The sequence below is a fragment of the Ferrovibrio sp. genome, from assembly GCF_964218355.1.
Classification (GTDB): domain Bacteria; phylum Pseudomonadota; class Alphaproteobacteria; order Ferrovibrionales; family Ferrovibrionaceae; genus Ferrovibrio.
In genome coordinates this window covers 107168-126269 of record NZ_CAXPMC010000005.1, presented here as the reverse complement: position 1 = coordinate 126269, position 19102 = coordinate 107168, and the positions used below count along the sequence as shown (strand labels likewise).

Annotated in this window: 22 protein-coding genes; 14 read left to right on the top strand and 8 right to left on the bottom strand. The window is 68.8% G+C overall.

What is annotated here, in order from left to right; all coding sequences use genetic code 11:
* Positions 1 to 143: 143 nt before the first annotated feature.
* Positions 144 to 629, bottom strand: a complete 486-nt coding sequence (locus tag ACEQZY_RS02085) for an Lrp/AsnC family transcriptional regulator (RefSeq protein ID WP_341703050.1) — start codon at positions 627 to 629, stop codon at positions 144 to 146.
* 144 nt (positions 630 to 773) lie between these two features.
* Here ACEQZY_RS02085 and ACEQZY_RS02080 point away from each other — a divergent pair, with 144 nt between their 5' ends.
* From ACEQZY_RS02080 to ACEQZY_RS02070, 3 genes are read left to right on the top strand one after another with little or no spacing between them, the layout of a single operon-like run.
* Entirely contained in the window at positions 774 to 1712 is a 939-nt protein-coding gene (locus ACEQZY_RS02080) for a DMT family transporter (protein ID WP_370151936.1), read from the top strand.
* 30 nt (positions 1713 to 1742) lie between these two features.
* A complete protein-coding gene (locus ACEQZY_RS02075; protein WP_341703052.1) occupies positions 1743 to 2123 on the top strand; it encodes a VOC family protein in 381 nt (126 codons plus the stop codon).
* Positions 2124 to 2140: 17 nt separating this feature from the next.
* Positions 2141 to 3337: a pyridoxal phosphate-dependent aminotransferase gene (locus ACEQZY_RS02070; protein ID WP_370151933.1), complete on the top strand. Its 1197-nt coding sequence runs from the start codon at positions 2141 to 2143 to the stop codon at positions 3335 to 3337.
* 12 nt (positions 3338 to 3349) lie between these two features.
* On the opposite strand, the gene ACEQZY_RS02065 is transcribed toward ACEQZY_RS02070, so the two are convergent.
* Positions 3350 to 3772, bottom strand: a complete 423-nt coding sequence (locus ACEQZY_RS02065) for a nuclear transport factor 2 family protein (protein ID WP_341703054.1) — start codon at positions 3770 to 3772, stop codon at positions 3350 to 3352.
* 84 nt (positions 3773 to 3856) lie between these two features.
* Between ACEQZY_RS02065 and ACEQZY_RS02060 the strand changes: the two genes are divergently transcribed.
* Positions 3857 to 4771: a LysR family transcriptional regulator gene (locus ACEQZY_RS02060; protein ID WP_370151931.1), complete on the top strand. Its 915-nt coding sequence runs from the start codon at positions 3857 to 3859 to the stop codon at positions 4769 to 4771.
* 18 nt (positions 4772 to 4789) lie between these two features.
* Here the strand turns inward: ACEQZY_RS02060 and ACEQZY_RS02055 are convergent, their stop codons facing one another.
* Positions 4790 to 5983: a class I SAM-dependent rRNA methyltransferase gene (locus ACEQZY_RS02055; RefSeq protein WP_370151929.1), complete on the bottom strand. Its 1194-nt coding sequence runs from the start codon at positions 5981 to 5983 to the stop codon at positions 4790 to 4792.
* 74 nt (positions 5984 to 6057) lie between these two features.
* On the opposite strand from ACEQZY_RS02055, the gene ACEQZY_RS02050 reads away from it, so the two are divergent.
* Genes ACEQZY_RS02050 through ACEQZY_RS02040 form a run of 3 tightly spaced genes read left to right on the top strand, consistent with a single transcriptional unit; the run spans position 6058 to position 7991 of the window.
* Complete coding sequence (locus ACEQZY_RS02050; RefSeq protein ID WP_341703057.1) at positions 6058 to 6468, top strand: HIT family protein; 411 nt, start codon at positions 6058 to 6060, stop codon at positions 6466 to 6468.
* Positions 6469 to 6518: 50 nt separating this feature from the next.
* Positions 6519 to 6845 carry a SemiSWEET transporter gene (locus tag ACEQZY_RS02045; protein WP_341703058.1) on the top strand — a complete coding sequence of 109 codons (327 nt, stop codon included), beginning with the start codon at positions 6519 to 6521 and terminating at the stop codon, positions 6843 to 6845.
* Between the two features lie 60 nt (positions 6846 to 6905).
* Positions 6906 to 7991: a TAXI family TRAP transporter solute-binding subunit gene (locus ACEQZY_RS02040; protein ID WP_370151928.1), complete on the top strand. Its 1086-nt coding sequence runs from the start codon at positions 6906 to 6908 to the stop codon at positions 7989 to 7991.
* 37 nt (positions 7992 to 8028) lie between these two features.
* Here the strand turns inward: ACEQZY_RS02040 and ACEQZY_RS02035 are convergent, their stop codons facing one another.
* The gene (locus tag ACEQZY_RS02035) at positions 8029 to 8685 is read right to left on the bottom strand and encodes a glutathione S-transferase family protein (RefSeq protein WP_341705821.1); all 657 of its coding nucleotides are present in this window, start codon (positions 8683 to 8685) and stop codon (positions 8029 to 8031) included.
* A 106-nt stretch (positions 8686 to 8791) separates the two neighbouring features.
* Here ACEQZY_RS02035 and ACEQZY_RS02030 point away from each other — a divergent pair, with 106 nt between their 5' ends.
* Entirely contained in the window at positions 8792 to 10210 is a 1419-nt protein-coding gene (locus tag ACEQZY_RS02030) for a M17 family metallopeptidase (protein WP_370151926.1), read from the top strand.
* 172 nt (positions 10211 to 10382) lie between these two features.
* Positions 10383 to 10571, top strand: coding sequence for a hypothetical protein (locus tag ACEQZY_RS02025; RefSeq protein ID WP_341705465.1), 189 nt, complete (start codon positions 10383 to 10385; stop codon positions 10569 to 10571).
* A gap of 12 nt (positions 10572 to 10583) precedes the next feature.
* Here ACEQZY_RS02025 and ACEQZY_RS02020 read toward each other — a convergent pair whose 3' ends face one another.
* From ACEQZY_RS02020 to ACEQZY_RS02010, 3 genes are read right to left on the bottom strand one after another with little or no spacing between them, the layout of a single operon-like run.
* Positions 10584 to 11078, bottom strand: coding sequence for a TfoX/Sxy family protein (locus tag ACEQZY_RS02020; protein WP_341705466.1), 495 nt, complete (start codon positions 11076 to 11078; stop codon positions 10584 to 10586).
* A 3-nt stretch (positions 11079 to 11081) separates the two neighbouring features.
* On the bottom strand, positions 11082 to 11852 hold the full coding sequence (locus ACEQZY_RS02015; protein WP_341705467.1) for a slipin family protein: 771 nt from the start codon (positions 11850 to 11852) through the stop codon (positions 11082 to 11084).
* A 14-nt stretch (positions 11853 to 11866) separates the two neighbouring features.
* The gene (locus ACEQZY_RS02010) at positions 11867 to 13315 is read right to left on the bottom strand and encodes a nodulation protein NfeD (protein ID WP_370151923.1); all 1449 of its coding nucleotides are present in this window, start codon (positions 13313 to 13315) and stop codon (positions 11867 to 11869) included.
* A 177-nt stretch (positions 13316 to 13492) separates the two neighbouring features.
* On the opposite strand from ACEQZY_RS02010, the gene ACEQZY_RS02005 reads away from it, so the two are divergent.
* Together ACEQZY_RS02005 and ACEQZY_RS02000 are read left to right on the top strand one after the other, a co-directional pair.
* On the top strand, positions 13493 to 14263 hold the full coding sequence (locus ACEQZY_RS02005) for an alpha/beta fold hydrolase (protein WP_341705626.1): 771 nt from the start codon (positions 13493 to 13495) through the stop codon (positions 14261 to 14263).
* 95 nt (positions 14264 to 14358) lie between these two features.
* On the top strand, positions 14359 to 15618 hold the full coding sequence (locus ACEQZY_RS02000; RefSeq protein ID WP_370151920.1) for an MFS transporter: 1260 nt from the start codon (positions 14359 to 14361) through the stop codon (positions 15616 to 15618).
* A 344-nt stretch (positions 15619 to 15962) separates the two neighbouring features.
* On the opposite strand, the gene ACEQZY_RS01995 is transcribed toward ACEQZY_RS02000, so the two are convergent.
* The gene (locus ACEQZY_RS01995) at positions 15963 to 16745 is read right to left on the bottom strand and encodes a GGDEF domain-containing protein (protein WP_370151918.1); all 783 of its coding nucleotides are present in this window, start codon (positions 16743 to 16745) and stop codon (positions 15963 to 15965) included.
* Positions 16746 to 16907: 162 nt separating this feature from the next.
* On the opposite strand from ACEQZY_RS01995, the gene purE reads away from it, so the two are divergent.
* The 3 genes from purE to ACEQZY_RS01980 all read left to right on the top strand — a co-directional run bounded on the left by purE (position 16908) and on the right by ACEQZY_RS01980 (position 19100).
* Positions 16908 to 17408, top strand: a complete 501-nt coding sequence (gene purE / locus ACEQZY_RS01990) for a 5-(carboxyamino)imidazole ribonucleotide mutase (RefSeq protein WP_341702202.1) — start codon at positions 16908 to 16910, stop codon at positions 17406 to 17408.
* 2 nt (positions 17409 to 17410) lie between these two features.
* Positions 17411 to 18508 (top strand): 5-(carboxyamino)imidazole ribonucleotide synthase, encoded by a 1098-nt coding sequence (locus ACEQZY_RS01985; protein WP_370151916.1) that lies wholly within the window; start codon positions 17411 to 17413, stop codon positions 18506 to 18508.
* A gap of 175 nt (positions 18509 to 18683) precedes the next feature.
* Positions 18684 to 19100: a hypothetical protein gene (locus tag ACEQZY_RS01980; protein WP_341702204.1), complete on the top strand. Its 417-nt coding sequence runs from the start codon at positions 18684 to 18686 to the stop codon at positions 19098 to 19100.
* Positions 19101 to 19102: the final 2 nt, after the last annotated feature.

Below are 19102 nucleotides of genomic sequence, written 5' to 3'. Positions count from 1 at the left end.
GCCGGCCGGCCCTGATCCCCCGAAGGGCATTTCTGGCGGCAGGTTCTAGACAGGCAATATGGCGGCTTTGCGGCGACCGGCGGACTATACGGGCAGGCCCGAATAGAGTCGAGAGGACGGCAGGTTACCTTGCCGCGGCAGCGCTACGGGGCTTCCAGGTGGCCAAGCGGCAGCGGGCCGTCGGTCTTGACCGGACGGATGACGAAATTCGAGCGCACATCCTTGACCATCGGCAGGCTGAGCAGCCGCTCGGTCAGCAGCGTTTCGTAGGCGGCGAGGTCAGGCACCACTACTTCTGCCACGAAATCCGCCTCGCCGGACACCATATGCGCCGCCACCACCTCCGGGATCGCCTCCAGCAGGCGCTGGTGCATCGCTGCATTCTCGGTCGAATGCTTCTCGACCTTGATGTCGACATAGACGGTCAGGCCGAGACCAGCCTTCCGCCGGTCCAGCACCGCGCGGTAGCCGCGGATATACCCCTCCTGCTCCAGCCGCCGCACCCGGCGCAGGCAGGGCGAGGGCGACAGGCCGACCGCCGCGGCAAGGTCGACATTGCTCAGCCGGCCGTCGCGCTGCAGGGCCGCGAGAATTTTATGGTCGAAAGCATCCAGCGGGGAATTTGGCATATTGTGCCTTAAATGGAACTATCCATGCCCGGTTATTGCCAGGATACTCCCATATTGGGCGGAAATAGCAAGGACATGCCAGGAGCATCCGGGGCAAGCTCCGACCCGCTGGAATACCCGATGTCGCGCACGGAAAGACGGACCATGACCACCGACTGCAGCCTAGCCGCCCCCGCAATCCGCCCCGAGCCGGCCCGCCTGGCCGGGGCCGCCGCCGCCCTGTTCACGGTGCTGCTGTGGGCGGCCGGCCTGGTTGCCACCCGTTTCGGCGTCACCGGCAGCCTGACCCTGTGGGACGTGGTGTTCCTGCGCCTGCTGCTGCCGGCCCTGCTGCTGCTGCCGGTGCTGGTCCGGCACCCGCCTGCCGCTGCCGGCCGGCCGCATTTCCCGCTGCTGCTGGCGGTGCTGGTGGCCGGAGCCGGCCTGCCCTTCCTGCTCACCAGCAGCGGCGGCATGGTCTTCGCCCCGGCCGCCCATGCCGGCGCGCTGATGCCGGGCTGCATGCCGATCTTCGCCGCCCTGCTGGCGGTGCTGGTGCTGGGCGAGCGGTTCACGCCGGCGCGTCGCCTCGGCACCCTGCTGATGCTGGCCGGCGCCGCCGCGGTCGGCGGCTGGCAGGTCCTGCATGACGGCGGTAGCACCTGGCGCGGCGACCTGATGTTCGTGGCCGCCGGCGCCATGTGGGCCTGCTACACCATCGCCATGAAAAAGAGCGGGCTGGGCGTCTGGCAGGCGGCGGCCGTGGTCTATGTCACGTCCTGCCTGCTCTACGCACCGGTCTATCTGCTGGGCGGCGGCGCCGGCCGGCTGATGGCTGCGCCCGCTTTCGAGGTCGGCATCCAGCTGTTCCAGTCGGTCGCCTCGGGCCTGCTCAGCATGGCGGCCTATGGATTTGCCGTGCGCCGGCTGGGCGCGGCGCCGGCCGCCGCCTTCGGCGCCCTGACCCCGGCCCTGACCGCCCTGCTGGCCATCCCCCTGCTGGGCGAATGGCCGGAGCCGGCCACCTGGACAGGCATCGTCGCCGTCAGCCTTGGCGTGGCGCTGGCCAACGGAGCATTCGACAGCCGGCGCCGGGCGGGCTAATCTGCCTTGTAACCCTCAAGGAGGTTAGTCATGCTCGACCATATTTCCATCGGCGTGCGCGATCTGGCCCGCAGCACGGCCTTCTACGATGCGGCACTGAAACCGCTGGGGATCACCCGGCTGTATGACGGCGACCATGGCGCCGGCTACGGCGCCGGCAAACGGGCGCAGTTCTGGCTCAACCCGACCGACAGCCCGGCGCCGCGCAACCCGCAATCCGGCTGCCATATCTGCTTCCATGCCGAGAACCGCGACGCCGTGCAGGCCTTCCACGCCCTCGCGATCAGCCATGGCGGCGAGGATGACGGCGGCCCTGGCATTCGCCCGCAATATTCGCCCGGCTATTATGCCGCCTTCGTCTGCGATCCCGACGGTTACCGGATCGAGGCCGTCACCTTCTCCGCCGAGTAAGCGCCGCCGAGCTGCCCATGTCCGACCTGACCGACCGCCAGCCCCTCCTGTCTCCGCAGCCCTCGCCGCGCAGCGATGTCGAAATCTACCGCATGTGGGAAATCTACAAGGCGGTGAATGCCCGCGTGAAAGCCGGCGGCGAGGTGGTCAGCCTGCTGGTGGGCGAACCGACCCTGCCGCCGCCGGCAAGAGCCGCCGAGGCCGCGATCCGCGCGCTGAGCGACGGCCGCACCATCGGCTATACCGAGGCCCTGGGGATGACGCGCCTGCGCGAGGGGATCGCGCAGCTCTACCGCCAGCGCCACGAACTCGACATTCCGGCACGGCGGATCGCGGTGACCACCGGCACCTCCTCGGGCTTCATGCTCGCCTTCATGGCCGCTTTCGAGGCAGGCCAGACGGTGGCGGTGGCCGAGCCGAGCTATCCGGCCTATCGCGGCGCGCTGAAGGCCGTGAATCTTGTGCCCCACCGGCTCGGCACCGATGCCAGCACCGGCTACAGGGTGACGCCGGCGATGATCGACGCACTGCCGGCGCAGGTGGCCGGCCTGGTGATCGCCAGCCCGGCCAACCCGACCGGCACGATGCTGGATGCTGCGGACCTGCACGGCATTGTCGCAGCCTGCCGGCGGCGCGGCCTGTGGCTGATCGTCGACGAGCTGTATCACGGCGTCGGCTATGGTCGCCCCGCCGCCACGGCTCTTGCTGCCGGCGACGATGTGATCGTCATCAACGGTTTTTCCAAATACTGGGGCATGACCGGCTGGCGCATCGGCTGGCTGGCATTGCCCGACCGGCTGGTGCAGCGCGTCGAGGCGCTGACCGGCAGCCTGCAGATCTCGGCGCCGACCCTGTCGCAGATCGCCGCCATTGCCGCACTGGACTGCGACGACGAGATGCGTGCCCGCGTCGCGGCCTATGCGCGCAACCGCGATGCCCTGCTGGCGGCATTGCCGCGGTTCGGCATCGACAACTTCGCACCGCCGGATGGCGCCTTCTATCTTTATGCCGATGTGGGCGGCTTCACCGACGACAGCGTTGCCTTCTGCCGCCGCATGCTGGATGAAACCGGCGTGGTGGCAGCCCCTGGCGTCGACTTCGACACCGCGCAGGGCCATCGCTTCATCCGCCTCTCCTTCTGCATGGATGCAGCGGTGATCGACGAGGCGATCCGGCGGCTGGAGCCGTGGTTCAGGGCGCAGAACCGGCGCTAGCCCGGGCCGCAGTCAGCCCGGCGCCACCGCTGTATCATAGGGGCCGAGCACACGCTCGATCAGGTCGGTGTCGCAATACTCGACCAGTTCGGCAATCCGGTCGCCACGGAACCGGAACACCAGGCAGTATTCGTTGTTGTAGCGGTCGCCGCGCCGGGTCATGACATCGCCGCGAACCTCCGCGACGACGAAATCGCCCTCCGCAACGATATTGACCGCCTGCGCCCTGTACTGGGTGGCGAACAGGGCAAAGAGCGGTTTCAGCAACCGGCTGCGGACCGCCTCCTGCCCCTCGAAACGCTGTGACCAGCTCGCATGACCGGCCAGTCGCCAGACATAGTCCGGATGCACGGCCCCACCAAAGGCCGTGAGGTCGCCCTGCGCCATGGCGGCATAGATGCGGCGGACGGTTTCCCTGTTTTCGACGGCACCCATGCGGGCCTCCCGGAAATCGGTTGCGGTGGCCCCAGTAAAGGGACAGGGTAATCATTCGTCCAATCGATTGATGATATTGATATCATGCAGGAAACGAATTTATCTGCCATCGATCTGAACCTGCTGGTCGTGCTCGATGCGCTGCTGGCCGAAAGCCATGTCCAGCGCGCCGGCCAGCGCGTGGGCCTGTCGCAGCCGGCCACCAGCCACGCACTGGCGCGGCTGCGGGCCCTGCTCGGCGATCCGCTGCTGGTGCGCGTCGGGGCCGCGATGGTGCTGACGCCGAAAGCCGAGGGCCTGCGGCAACCGCTTGCCGCGCTCCTGGAAAACACCCGCGCCCTGCTGCGGGATACCGGCTTCGACCCCGCCACCAGCCGCCGCACCTTCACCTTCATGATGCCCGATCTCGTCTGCGACCTGCTCGGGCCGCCGCTGGTGGCTGCGGCTGCCCGGCAGGCACCATCTGTGCAGATGACCTTCATGCCCTGGCGCGGCCCCGATCTGCTGACGGCGCGGGACCTGCTGGCGCTCGACTTCCACATCACCTCGGTGGCCCGGGATTTTCCGGGCTTCGCCGACGAGCCGCTGTACGAGGATGGCGATGTCGTCGTCGCCCGCGCCGGGCATCCCGCGCGGCGGAAGCTTTCGACGAAGGCCGGTTTCTGCGGCCAGCGCCATATCGCCATTGTCGGAACGGGCGAGGCAGAGGATGTCAGCGAAAGCTGGCTGCGCGCGGTCGGGCTGGAGCGGCAGATCGGCCTGACCGTGCCCACCTACCTGCTTGCCATCCGCATCGCCGCCCGCACGGACCTGATCGCTTTCGTGCCGCGCCGCCTTGCCCGGTCGATGTCCGAACGGCTCGATCTTGTCATTGCCGAGGCGCCGGTGGACCCGGGAACCGACCGGCTGCTGCTGCGCACGGCCACCCGGCTGGCCCGCGATGCCGCAGGGCAGTGGATGCGCGGCCTGGTCAGGACTGTCGCCGCCGACCTTCGCTAGGGCGCCGGACGGCCAGGCTCAGTCGAGCTGCAGCACCTGCCATTTCAGATAGGCGCTCTCGGGTACATGCGGATGCACCGGATGGTCCGGTCCGGCACCGCCCGACAACACGATGCGGCCCGCACGGCCGGATTGGCCGAGACCGATGGCAACTTCCTTCGCGAACAGCTCGCCCGGCAGCAGATGGGCGCAGCAGGCGACGAACCAGAAGCCGCCCGGCTTCACCAGCGGCGCCGCCAGTTTCGCCAGCTTGCGGTAGGCCCGGCTGCCGGCACCGAGATCCTTGCGGCTTTTGACGAAGTTGGGCGGATCGGTGATCACCACGCCGAACCGCGTGCCCGCGCTGCCCAGCCTGTCCAGCGCCTCGAAACCGTCGGCCTTCTCGAAGCGCGCGATGCGATCGAGGCCGTTCGCCTTCGCCGCCTGCGTGGCAAGCGCCACGCCGGACTCCGACCGGTCGATGCCATGCACGGATTTCGCGCCGGCCTTCGCCGCATTGAGCGCAAAGGCGCCGGTATGGCAGTAGCAGTCGAGCACGTCCTGTCCTGGCGCCAGCGCCGCCACCTGCGCACGGGCGGCGGCCAGATCGAAATACCAGCCGGTCTTCTGTCCTTCCAGCAGGTCGAGGGCGAAGCGCAGGCCGCCCTCCTCGACATGGGGCTGCGGTTCGAGGCTGCCGGCGGCCAGACGGATCTCCTCGTCGAGCCCCTCCAGCCGCCGCACCGGCGTGTCGTTGCGCAAAACCACGGCGCGCGGCTGCAGCACATCCTGCAATGCCTGCAGCAGCAGCGGCGTCAGCTGTTCGGCACCGGCGGTGTTCGCCTGCACCACCAGCACATCGTCGAAACGGTCGACGACAAAGCCCGGCAGGCCGTCGGCTTCGGCATGCACTAGACGATAGTAGGGTGCGGCGAAAAACCGCTCGCGCAATGCCAGTGCCTTTCGCAGCCGGGCGGCGAGAAATGCAGCATCGATGCTCGCCCCGGTATCTTCTGTCCACAGGCGCGCTGCAATCAGCGAATGCGGATTGAAGCTTGCAATGCCAAGCCCGCCGCCATGCGCATCGAACAGACGCACCAGCGCACCGGGCGGCAAAGCTTTCGCCGCAGGGTCGAGCAGAAGTTCATTGGAATATATCCAGGGATGGCCACCCTTAACACGGCGCTCCTCGCGCGGTTTCACGCGCAGAGCGGGCAACGATGAAGCAGCCATGGACAAGCCCTCGATGATTGGTTTATCTGCGCGATCCGATATCCGATCGGGACAGGGAAAGCGAGACAAATTCGATGTTCACTCTGCACGACCAGTTGCGTCGCGACACCCTTGCGGTGTGCCGCATGAAACTCTGCCTCGTGCAGCTGATGAACGATTCCCAGTATCCCTGGCTGATCCTGGTTCCCGCCGTCGACAACGTCACCGAGATTGCCGAGCTAAACGAGAAGCAGCGCAAGCTGCTGATCAACGAGATCGCCCAGGCCGAACGGGTACTGTCCCATGTCTTCCAGCCGCACAAGCTGAATGTCGGCGCCCTTGGCAACATCGTGCCACAGCTGCATGTCCATGTCGCCGCCCGCTTCCGCGACGACCCGGCCTGGCCGGGGCCGATCTGGGGCAAGCTGCCGCCAAAGCCCTATGACGATGCCGGGCTCCGTAGTACAATCGCCAGGCTGCAGAACGCCTTCATCGCGCGGGTCTGACGCCGGGCGCCTCCCCGCCCGCCCAGCACTCCTGCTTCCGGTGCGACGCCATGTCGGACTCCGTGCTTTCCAGTGATGTCGTCGAACTCGTCGGCATGATCGCCGGTGCCCTCACCACGCTGGCCTATGTGCCGCAGGCGGTGAAGGTCTGGCTCAGCCGCTCCACCCGCGACATTTCGCTCGGCACCTTCCTGCTGATGAATATCGGCATCGCGCTGTGGCTGGTCTACGGCCTGCTGATCGACTCGCCCGGCCTGATCGCCGCCAATGCGGTGACGCTCGGCCTGACCGCCGCGGTGCTGGCGGCCAAGCTGAAATACGACCGGCCCGGCCTGCCGCCCGACCTGCCCGGCCCCGGCGGCCCGGAAGCGGCCTGATCTCCTGCCGACCGTCGCCGCGGGCTGGCCGCGGCCGGCCGCCCGGCGTATAACCGGTGCATGCGCCGCCGCGATTTCCTGTCCCGTTCGCTGGTGGCCGGCCTGGCCGCCGGCCTGCCGGCCGGTGTGACAGGCGGCCTGACCGGCGGCAGCGCCCTGGCCCAGACCGCGCAGGCGGGTGCGGAGAATCCGGCGGCCGGCAACGAGGCGCCCGGCGGCGGCAGCTTCTTCCGCATCCTCACCGGCTCGGCCCATACCACCGCCTTCCCGGTCGGCACCCTGATCGCCGCCAGCATCTCCAATCCGCCCGGCAGCCGGCCCTGCGCCCGCGGCGGCTCCTGCGGGGTGCCGGGACTGATCGCCGTGGCCCTGACCAGCCCCGGTTCGGTCGCCAATATCGCGGCGGTGGCCAATGGCAGCATCGAATCCGGCTTCGCCCAGGCCGACCTGATCGCCTCGGCCTATAACGGCGAGGGCGTCTATTTCCGCCGTGCCAAACAGCCCAACCTGCGGGTGATCGCCAACCTCTATCCCGAGACCGTGCACCTGGTGGTGCGCCGCGGCAGCGGCATCGCCGATCTGCGCGACCTGATCGGCAAGCGGGTCTCGATGGACCGGGCCGGCTCCGGCACCCGCTTCAATGCCGAGATCATCCTCGCCGCCTATGGCGTGCGGCTGAACCAGGTCAGGCTGCTGGAGGTCGATCCCGGCGAGGCCGCCGAACTGATGGCCAGTGACGAGCTGGACGCCTTCTTCCTGATCTCCGGCCAGCCGGCGCCGACCGTGGCCGACCTGACCGCCCGCCGGATCGCCGACCTGGTGCCGCTGGCCGGCAAGCAGATCGACGGCGCCCTGCGCCGCCACCGCTTTTTCAGCCGCGACGTGATCCCGCTGGGCACCTATACCGATGTCGGCGAGATCGAGACGGTCAGCATCGGCATGCAGTGGGTGGTGGCCGACAGCCTCGACGAGGGCCTGGCCTACGAGATCGTGCGCGCCCTGTGGCATCCGCAGAACCGCAGGATCCTCGATTCCGGCGTCGCCACCGCCCAGCGCATCCGGCTGGGCACCGCCGTGCTCGGCCTCTCGACGCCGCTGCATGCGGGCGCCGAGCGCTTCTACCGCGAAATGAAGCTGATCACCTGAGTCCGCCGGTGGGGGAACCGCCGGTCCTGCTGCCGGCTCAGTTCTCCGGCAGCGGTGCCTCGCCCTTTGCCGCGGCGATCCAGTCCTGCATGGCCGGATGCGCATAGACCGCATCAACATAGGCGGCCGAAACCGCATCCAGCGCCACGCCGTAGCTGCGGAAACGGGTGGCGACCGGCGCATACATGCAGTCGGCGATGCTGAAGCGGCCGAACAGGAAGGGGCCGCCGTCATCGCCGCCGCCGAACCGGCCGCGGCAATCCTGCCAGATCTGCTGCACGCGGGCGATATCGGCCTTTGCCTCCTCGCCCGGCTGCCGCGCCACTTCGCTTTTGCCGTGGATGTCCATCGGCAGGTCGCGGCGCAGGCCGGCAAAGCCGGCATGCATCTCGGTGGCCACCGCGCGGGCCACCGCGCGGGCGCGCATGTCTGCCGGCCACAGCTCGGCCTGCGGAAACACCTCGGCCAGATATTCGCAGATGGCGAGGCTTTCCCAGACCAGCAGGTCGCCATGCTTGAGCACCGGCACCTTGCCGGCCGGCGAATGGGCGAGAATCTTCGCCTTGGTTTCCGGCTGGCGCAGGCCGACCACCACCTCTTCGAAATCCGCGCCGGCGGCTTTCAGCGCCAGCCAGGGCCGCAGGCTCCAGCTCGAGTAGTTCCGGTTGCCGATAACGATCACAAGGGAGGCCACAATCCGTCTCCGTCTGTTTCAAGGCGAGGCCGCACCCCTTATAAACGAGAGACATAACCGCGCCCAGCCGGGAAACCGCCCGGACAACCGCCGCAAGAGGATCGCCGTGACTGCCACCCTCACCGCCAGGACATCCGACGCCATACCGGTCGAGACCTGCACCGCCCGGCAATGGCCGGCGCGCCAGGGCCGCGAAAAGCCGGCGGTCCGGCAATGGGCGGCCGCCCAGGGCTTCACGGCGAAGCCCGGCGAGGTGCTGGTGCTGCCCGACGGGCGCAGCGGCCGGCCCGCCCGCGTGCTGGCCGGCATCGCCGAGACGCCCGACCTGTGGTCCTGGGCCGCCATTGCCCAGGCCCTGCCCGAGGGCGAATACCGGCTGGCCGATACCCGGAAAATGAACCAGCTGGCCGCCGACGATGCCGCGCTGGGCTGGACGCTGGCCGCCTACCGCTTCGACCGCTACAAGAAGCCGGCCGCCGGCCGCAGGGGCAGGGCCCGCCTGGTCTGGCCGGCGAAGGCGGATCGCGCCCGCGTGGTCGCCCTGTATGACGGCATCGTGCTGGCGCGCGACCTGGTCAACACCCCGGCCGCCGATATGGGCCCGGCCGAGCTGGCGGAAGCCGCCCGCGCCGTCGCCCTGCTCGGCGGCGGCAGCTTCGCCTGCATCATCGGCGACGACCTGCTGGAGCAGAATTACCCGATGATCCACGCCGTCGGCCGCGCCTCGGTGCGCCTGCCGCGGCTGATCGACATCACCTGGGGCAATCCGAAGCATCCGAAGCTGACCCTGGTCGGCAAGGGCGTCTGCTTCGATACCGGCGGCCTCGATCTCAAGCCCTCGGCCGGCATGCTGCTGATGAAGAAGGACATGGGCGGGGCCGCCGTGGTGCTGGGGCTGGCCGCCGCGATCATGGCGCTGAAGCTGCCGGTGCGGCTGCGGGTGCTGGTCGCCGCCGTCGAGAACAGCGTGTCGGGCAATGCCATGCGGCCGGGCGACGTGCTGACCAGCCGCAAGGGCCTGACCGTGGAGATCGGCAACACCGACGCGGAAGGCCGGCTGGTGCTGGCCGATGCGCTGGCCGAGGCCGACCGCGAGAAACCCGACTGGCTGATCGACTGCGCCACCCTGACCGGCGCCGCCCGCGTCGCCATCGGCCCCGACCTGCCGGCGCTGTACAGCAGCGACGACACCATGGCACAGGCCCTGCTCGCGGCCGGCCTCGCCGCCGCCGACCCGCTGTGGCGCATGCCGCTGCACAGGCCCTACCGCGAGTATATCGAGGGCAAGGTGGCCGATATCAGCAATTCGGCCGACACGCCGTTTGCCGGCTCGATCACCGCGGCCCTGTTCCTGCAGGAATTCGTCGAGAAGACGAAGGCCTGGGCACATCTCGACATGTTTGCGTGGAACCCGAAGGCACGCCCCGGCCGCCCGGCCGGTGCCGAGGCAACCGGCCTGCGCGCCCTGTTCGCTGCCATCGAGGCCCGCTACGCAAAGTCGCGGCCGGCCGGCCGCCGGGGCTGAGCCGGCCACGGCTCCGCGCCTTTTCCGCCAATTCCCCGGCCGTTCCCGGCCGGGTCACAGCATCGTCACAGCCGTCACAGCCTTGTCGGTCGCGCTGCGGCGATGCCGGCCGCTACCCTCCTGGTCACCTATTCGTGTCCATTTTCCCGCCATTCATACCAGGAGATTCACCATGCCTTTCCCCGGCATCGCCTTTTTCATCATTCTGGCCGTACTGCAGTTCTTCGTCGTCGCCGACAACCTGGTCAGCCTGCTGCATCTCGATGAAATGCTGGCCGTGCAGATTGCCGCCTTCCTCAGCGGCCTGCCCCTGTTCGCCTGTTACCACCTGATGCGGCACGACACCGATACCGAAATCTGAACAACAACGGGATCACGATGCGACAGGGCGCCGACGGGCGCCCTGTCTGCGTTCCGGGCTGCGTTCCGGGCTGCGTGCCGGCGCGGCCTTTTTCTTTCCGGCAGTTTGCTTGCCGACTGCTTTCTTCGCCGCCGGCTTCTTTGCGGCCGGCTTCTGTGCGACGCGCTTCGGCTTTTTCGTGGCGGCGGCGATGCGGATCGCGTCGCCAGCCCAGCGCCGCAATTCGTCGGCGTCCAGCAGCACGTCCTCCGGCAGTTCATACCAGCGCTGCACCTCGCGGCGGCCGGTCCGGCGGGTATACCAGAAAGGCTCCATGCCGGCAGCCTGATAGCGCGGCCGCGTCGCATCGTCGACCACGAGGAACAGCCGGCCGGATTTGGTGATCATGGCGAACTGCACGCCGTCCAGCACCAGCCCGGTGCCGGAGAAAAACCGCACCGCCCGCACCGGGCCGAGCCCGGCCATGCAGTCCAGCACGTAATCGACATAGTCACCGTCTGCCGCCATGTCCTATCCCTGCCCCTTGCGGCCCAGCATATCCGTCAGATTGCGGACCATGTCGAGCGGAAACGGGAACACGATGGTCGAGTTGTTCTGCGTGCCGATGCTGGCCAGGGTACTGAGATAGCGCAGCTGCATCGCTTCCGGCCGGCCGCTCATGATCTCGGCCGCCTCCAGCAGCTTATGCGCCGCCTGCAATTCGCCCTCGGCATTGATCACCTTGGCACGCCGCTCGCGCTCGGCCTCGGCCTGGCGGGCAATCACCCGGATCATGCTCTCGTCGATATCGACATGCTTGATCTCGACATTGGCCACCTTGATGCCCCAGGCGTCGGTCTGGGTATCGAGAATTTCCTGGATGTCGTTGTTCAGCCGGTCACGCTCGGCCAGCAATTCGTCGAGATCGTGCTTGCCGAGTACCGAGCGCAGCGTCGTCTGTGCCAGCTGGCCGGTGGCGGCCAGGTAATCGGCAACCTGGATGACGGCCTTCTCGGGCTCGACGACGCGGAAATACAGCACCGCATTGACATTCACCGAGACATTGTCATGGGTGATGATGTCCTGGCTGGGAACGTCCAGCACGATGGTGCGCAGGTCGATACGCACCATCTGCTGCACGAAGGGGATCAGGATGATCAGGCCGGGTCCGGAAACCCCGGTGTAGCGGCCCAGCGTGAACACCACGCCGCGTTCGTATTCGCGCAGGATGCGGATTGCCGCCGCCAGGAAGATGACGACCAGCACCACGACCGGCACATAATAGCTCAGCTGCATCCACATGACGGCTTCCTTCCCTATGGTTTCCCGGGCCCGAGCGGCACCACCCGCAGGACCAGCCCGTCAAGCGCCGCGACCCGCACCGCGCTGCCGGCCTGCAGCGTGGCATTTCCCGGCGCGGCCGGATCGGCCGGCACCGCCTGCCAGCGTTCGCCATGCACCAGCACATGCCCGCCGGCACCCTGCCAGTCCAGCACGCGGGCAGAGGCGCCCAGCATCTCTTCCGGGCCGGACACCACCGGCCGCCGGTGGGCCCGCACGGCAAGCTGCATCACCACCAGGACAAAGCCGAGACCCAGCAGCGAGACGGCGGCGATCACAGGCCAGTCGATCGCGAAGGCGGGCATGTCCGTATCGATCAGGATCGCCGCACCCAGCGCAAAGGCGATCACGCCGCCGATACCCAGCGTCCCCACCGAGGGCGTGAAGATCTCGCCGACGATCAGTGCGAGGCCCAGCAGCATCAGGGCGGCGCCGGCATAGTTCAGCGGCAGCACCGCCAGCGCATACAGCCCGGTCAGCAGGCAGATGGCGCCGATCACGCCCGGAAAGAAAACCCCCGGATTCATGAATTCGAAGATCAGGCCGTAGATGCCGATCATCATCAGGATCAGGGCAACATTCGGATTGGTGATCACTGCCAGCATCTGGGTTCGCCAGTCGGGATCGATCTCGACCGCCTGCAGCCCCCGCGCCTCGACGGCCGCATCTTCGCCGCGCAGCTTCACCACCCGGCCGTCAACCGCGGCCAGCAGGACATCGAGACTGTCGGCAACCAGATCGACCACGCCCTTTTCCACCGCCTCGCGGGCCGGCAGGCTGGCGCCCTCGCGCACCGCCTGCACTGCCCAGTCGGCATTGCGGCCGCGCAGTTCGGCCAGGGCGCGGATATAGGCGGTGGCATCATTGACGACTTTCTTTTCCATGGCGGTCTTCGGCGCCGCGGCATCATCCTTGCCGCCTTCGCCCGGTTTCTCGCCGCCACCGCCGAACGGCAGCCCGCCGCCCAGCTGCACCGGCGTCGCGGCCCCGAGATTGGTGCCCGGCATCATCGCCGCGACATGACTGGCATAGAGGATATAGGTGCCGGCACTGGCCGCACGGGCGCCGGACGGGCTGACCCAGGTGACCACCGGAACCGGGGAATCGAGGATCGCCTTGATGATCGCGCGCATCGAGCCGTCGAGGCCGCCGGGGGTGTCCAGCCGCAGGACCACCAGTGCCGCCCGGCGTTCGGCCGCCGTCTCCAGCCCGCGGATGATGTAGTCTGCCGTGGCGGGGCCGATCGCATCGGCGACCTGCAGCAGGATCGCGCTGCGACCGCCTTCCCGGGCCGCCGGCGGCGGCGCGGACAGACCGGCCAGCAGGCCGGCGGCCACCAGCAGGGCACAGGCGGCCCGCCGCATGCCGGCCCCGCAAAGGCCCGGCTTGCGGCGCAGGGTCGCCGGTATGCGCAGCGCAGCCATGCCCGGAATATGGGGCTGCGCCCGGAAAAACCCAGTGCGGAAAAGCCCAGTGCGGAAAAACCCAGTCCGGATGCGGTGTTTCTGTTCCGCGCGCTGCCGGCCGTATCTGCGGCGGTGGACTCTGCCGGCTGCAGCCGGCCACAATGCCTGCCGGATCCCCCGGCAGCAGAGGCTCCCATGGCAGCGCGATCAGAGAAGGTGACATTCCCCGGGTCCCAGGGCGGCCAGCTTGCCGCAAGACTGGACCTGCCCGACAGTCCCGCACGCGCCTATGCCATCTTCGCCCATTGCTTCACCTGTTCGAAGGACATCTTTGCCGCCAGCCGCATCGCCGGTGCGCTGGCCGGACGCGGCATCGCCGTGCTGCGGTTCGATTTCACCGGACTGGGCATGAGCGAGGGCGAATTCGCCAACACCAACTTCTCCTCCAATGTCGCCGACCTGCTGCAGGCGGTGGATTTCCTGCGCCGCGACCATCAGGCGCCGGCCATCCTGATCGGCCACAGCCTGGGCGGCGCCGCGGTGCTGGCGGCAGCCGGCGACGTGCCGGAGGCGAAAGCCGTTGCCACCATCGGCGCACCGGCCGATGCCGGCCATGTGGTGCATAATTTCCAGGCCGACCTGTCGGCGATCCGCGAAACCGGCATGGCCGAGGTCAGGCTGGCCGGCCGCAGCTTCACCATCCGCAGGCAGTTCCTCGACGACCTCGAACAGCAGAATGTGCAGCAGCGCGTCGAGCACCTGAAAAAGGCCCTGCTGGTTTTTCATGCACCACGCGACCTGACGGTGGGCGTCGAGAATGCCGCGGCCATCTTCCAGGCGGCGAAACATCCGAAAAGCTTTGTCTCGCTGGACGATGCCGATCACCTGCTGTCGCGCCAGTCCGATGCGGTTTATGTCGCCGACGTGCTCAGCGCCTGGGCCTCGCGCTATATCGCCGCGGCCTGACGGCCCGCGCGGTTTCCGGCCCGGCAGCCGCATGGGTTGCGCGGGCGGGCCGCGATCCTTACCCTGCCCGCATCGCAAAACCTGGAGCTTTTCCGATGTGGGCCGCAATCCGCACGTCCTGGCCGCTGTTTGTCGGCATGATCTTCCTGATGGTCAGCAACGGCCTGCTCGGCACGGTGCTGACCCTGCGCGCCGGCAGCCTCGGCTTCGGCGAGACGGTGATCGGCCTGGTGCAGGCGGCCTATCCGTTCGGCTCGCTGGCCGGCTGCCTCGTCGCACCGCGGCTGGTGGTGCGCGTCGGTCATGTGCGTGTCTTCGCGGCACTGGCATCGATCGCCAGCACGGCGGCCCTGCTGCATCTGGTGACCCATGATCCGTGGAGCTGGGGCGCCATGCGCATGCTGGCCGGCTTCTGCTTCGCCGGCCTCTACGTGGTGGCGGAAAGCTGGCTGAACGGCCGCGCCACCAATGCGAACCGCGGCAGCCTGCTGTCGATCTATTTCGTGATCCAGACCGGCGGTGTTGCCGCCGGGCAGAGCCTGCTGAACCTGTCCAGCCCCGAAGGCATCCTGCTGCTGATCGTGGTCTCGGTGCTGATCTCGCTGTCGCTGGTGCCGATCCTGATCTCGGCCGATGCCAGCCCGCCCTTCGTGGTGCCGGAATGGATTTCGCTGGCGGAACTCTTCCGCCTGTCGCCGATGGGCCTCAGTGGCGCCTTCCTGAACGGCGTCAGCCAGGGCGCCATCTACGTGGTGCTGGCGCTCTATGGCCGCGCCGTGGGCCTGCAGGCCGGGGCGATCGGCGCGCTGATCGGCTGCGCCACGCTTGGCGGCATGCTGATGCAGTTTCCGCTCGGCCGGCTGTCCGACCGCGTCGACCGGCGGCTGGTGATCACCGGCGCCGCCGGGCTGGCAATCCCGGTCTGCCTGCTGCTGCTGCCCTTCGACCATGCCGACCGCGCCGACCTGCCGCTGCTGTATGCCGGCATCACGCTGATCGGCGGCCTGACCCTGCCGCTCTATTCGATCTGCATGGCGCATATGAACGACTATCTGAAGCCGGGGCAGATCGTCGCCGCCAGCGGCACCCTGACCCTGGTGCTGGGCGCCGGCGTCACCCTCGGGCCGGTGCTCGGCTCGCTGGCGGTGGAGCAGTCGGGCCCGGCCGGGCTGTTCACCTTCCTCGCGATCATCCAGGCGCTGACCGTGGCGACGGCCCTGTTCCGCCTCTGGCACGGCCAGCCGCGCAGCGCCACCCGCGGCACCGCTTCCGCCATGGCACCGGGCAGCACCGCCTGCGCCGCCCCGCTCAATCCCGGCGCGCCGGACCTGGCACCGCGGCCGGCCGGGCAGTAGCCCGGGAGCGGCGCGGCAGCCGGTGCGGGGCCGGCTTGATTTTTGTTCTCTTTATGTTCATAATGGCATCATCGCTGTCGCCCATCGTGAATCTGCACCACCCTGCCGGGAACGGCGCCGCCGCCACGGCCGGCCGCAACCGGCCCTGACGGGATTCTGCGGGATTTTTCCGGCCCGGACTGGCTCCCGCCGGCCCGTGCCGGCCGCCCAATGGGCCCGTACTGGCGCGCGCTGGCCCGAACTGGCCCACGCCGCTCGCTGAAAGTCTTTATATTGCAGGTAGTTACCGGATTCGGCCGGCCAATTGCGGGGCCCGGCCGGACGCGCCGGTTGTGCGGCGGCGATTAATTCCGCGCCGCGCCGCTGCGGCCCGCCCGGCGGGCCAGCTTGTGGCTGTACATCATCTGGTCGGCCGCCGCCAAGGCCGCGCCCGGATCCTCGCCCGGCTTCAGGGGATAGACGCCATAGGCGGCATCCAGTGGCAGCACCTTGCCCTCCCAGTGCAGCGGGCGGCGGCGGATCGCCTCGGCCAGCAGGTCGGCCTTTTCGCGGCCGGCCTGGGCATCGGTCTCGCTGAGGATCACGCCGTATTCGTCGCCGCCCAGCCGCGCGACGATGTCGCTCTCGCGGGTATTGTCCAGCAGGATCTGGCCGACCTGGATCAGGGCGGCATCGCCGGCGCCGTGGCCCTGCCTGTCGTTGATTTCCTTGAGGCCGTTCAGGTCGAAATAGATCAGCGCCGAGGGCCGGTTGTACCGCTCGACATGGGCCATGGCACGGCTCAGCTCGCGCACGAAGGCCCGCCGGTTATACAGCGGCGTCAGCGTGTCGCGGTCGGCCAGCCGCTCCAGTTCGGCCAGCCGGTGGCGGGTCCGGTTCAGTTCGCCGCGCAGCTGGTCGACCTCGCCCATCAGCCGCATGATCGCGTCGCGCACCCGCGGCGTCAGTTCCGTCTCGGGGATGCCCATCACCGTCGCGGTCGCACCGGGCTCGGCCGCCGGCTGGGCCGCATAGGCGGCGGCCCCGGCAGCGGCGGGCGCGGCCGGACGCAGGCCGGCGCCCGGCGTACCGACCGGCGCTGCCCCCGTCCCCAGCCCGACCGGCCGGCGATCCTCGATTCTCGACATGGGCCGCAACTGCCCCCTTCTACGGCATCGTCCACGTTTCATGCCGCATATGTCGTTAACAAATCATGGATTTGCCCCGCCCGCCACCCCGGCCGCCCGCCGCTTTACACCCCGGTGATGCTCCCTATAATCCGCGCCTTTCCACGCCGAGCAGGGGGCAGCATGGCACCGCGCAAGGGACCGACAGTCGGCATCATCATGGGCAGCCAGTCCGACTGGGCGACCATGCAGCATGCCGCCGATATCCTGGCGGCGCTGAAAGTGCCGGCCGAACATCGCATCGTCTCGGCCCACCGCACGCCGCAGCGCCTGTACGACTATGCCGCCACCGCGGCAGAGCGCGGCCTGCAGGTGATCATCGCCGGTGCCGGCGGCGCCGCGCATCTGCCCGGCATGGCCGCGGCGATGACGCATCTGCCGGTGCTGGGCGTGCCCGTCGAGAGCCGCACCCTGAAGGGCCTTGATTCGCTGCTGTCGATCCAGCAGATGCCCGGCGGCGTGCCGGTCGGCACGCTGGCGGTCGGCAAGGCCGGCGCCATCAATGCCGCGCTGCTGGCGGCGGCGATCCTGGCGCTGGGCGACCCGGCCCTGTCGAAGCGCCTGCAGGCCTGGCGGGCGAAGCAGACGAAGTCGGTCAAGGCCAGACCGGTAAGCGGCAAATAGCCATGACCGCGATTCCGCCCGGCAGCACCATCGGCATCCTCGGCGGCGGCCAGCTCGGCCGCATGCTGGCGATGGCGGCGGCGCGGCTCGGCTATCACTGCCATATCCTCGCGCCCGAGGCCGACCCGCCGGCCGCCGAGGTGGCCGCCCGCCATACCCGCGCCGACTATACCGATGCCGCCGCCATGACCGCCTTTGCGAAGAGCTGCGCAGTGGTGACCTACGAATTCGAGAACATCCCCTTCGATCCGGTGGCCGCGATCGCCCGGCTGGTGCCGGTGCGGCCCGGCACCGAAGCGCTGCGGATCAGCCAGGACCGGCTGTTCGAGAAGGATTTCTGCACCGCCCGCGGCATCGCCACCGCCCCCTACCGGGCGGTCGCCAATCCGGAGGATCTCTGCGCCGCGACCGAGGCCATGGGCCTGCCGCTGGTGCTGAAGACCCGCCGCATGGGCTATGACGGCAAGGGACAGGCGAAGATCGGCCATCTCGACGACGTCGCGCCCGCCCTTGCCGCACTGAAATCCGATGCCCTGATCGCCGAGGGGTTCGTCGCCTTCCGCCGCGAGCTTTCCGTCGTGCTCGCCCGCGGCACCGACGGCACCATCCGCTCCTGGGGACCGGTGGAGAATATCCACCGCAATCACATCCTGTGGCGCACCCATGCCCCCGCTGCGATCTCGCCCGAACAGGCCGCGGAAGCCGAGCGCATCGCCGCCACCCTGGCCGGCGGGCTGGATTATGTGGGCGTGCTGGCGGTGGAGCTGTTCGATTGCGGCGACCGCCTGCTGGTCAACGAGATGGCGCCGCGGGTGCATAATTCCGGCCACTGGACCATGGATGCCGCCGTCACCTCGCAGTTCGAACAGCATATCCGGGCGATCTGCGGCCTGCCGCTGGGCAGCCCGGACCGGCTCTGCGATGCGGTGATGGAGAACCTGATCGGCGACGAGATCGATGCCTGGCCGGCCCTGCTGGCCGAGCCGAATGCCCGGCTGCATCTCTACGGCAAGGCCGAGGCCCGCCCCGGCCGCAAGATGGGCCATGTCAACCGGCTGTACCCCGCCGGGCAGGCGCCGGCGCCTAAATCACTGGACTGAATGCCCTTTCTGCCTGCCGGGGCCACCCCCGGCGGCGCTCTTGGCGGCCCCCTTGGCGACGGCCCGCCGGGGTATTATATTAGTCGGCAAGATTTCAGACGTCCGGCTGCCGAGGAGCGGCGGCCCTGTCCGGCCTGCACGAGAAATGTGCACCCGCCGGTCTGGAGTGGCGATCATGCCCCCGATTGATGGTATCGGTTCCTACAATGCCGCCGCCGCGCAGCAGTTCCAGCCGCGCGCCGCCCAGGAGCGCGACAATGGCGGCCAGAGCATTCAGCAGTTCCTGCAGGATGCCGCGCAGCAACCCGGCCAGAGCCAGGGCGGCGTGCAGACGCAGACCGCCGGTGCGGTCACACAGCCCTCGACCGCCCAGCAGACCCGCGAAACCCGCCAGCCGGCCGCCAATGACAGCAGCAGCGGCGTGCAGACGCTGAGCCAGTTCCTGCAACAGCAGAGCAATGTCGGCGAGGCCGGCAGCGGCCAGCAGCCCGAGGCCCCGCGCAACTCGGCCCTCAGCTACAGCGCCAATGGCACGGCCAACCAGGGCCAGAGCGCGTCGAATGCGGGCCGCCAGGTCAGCCTCTCGGTCTGACC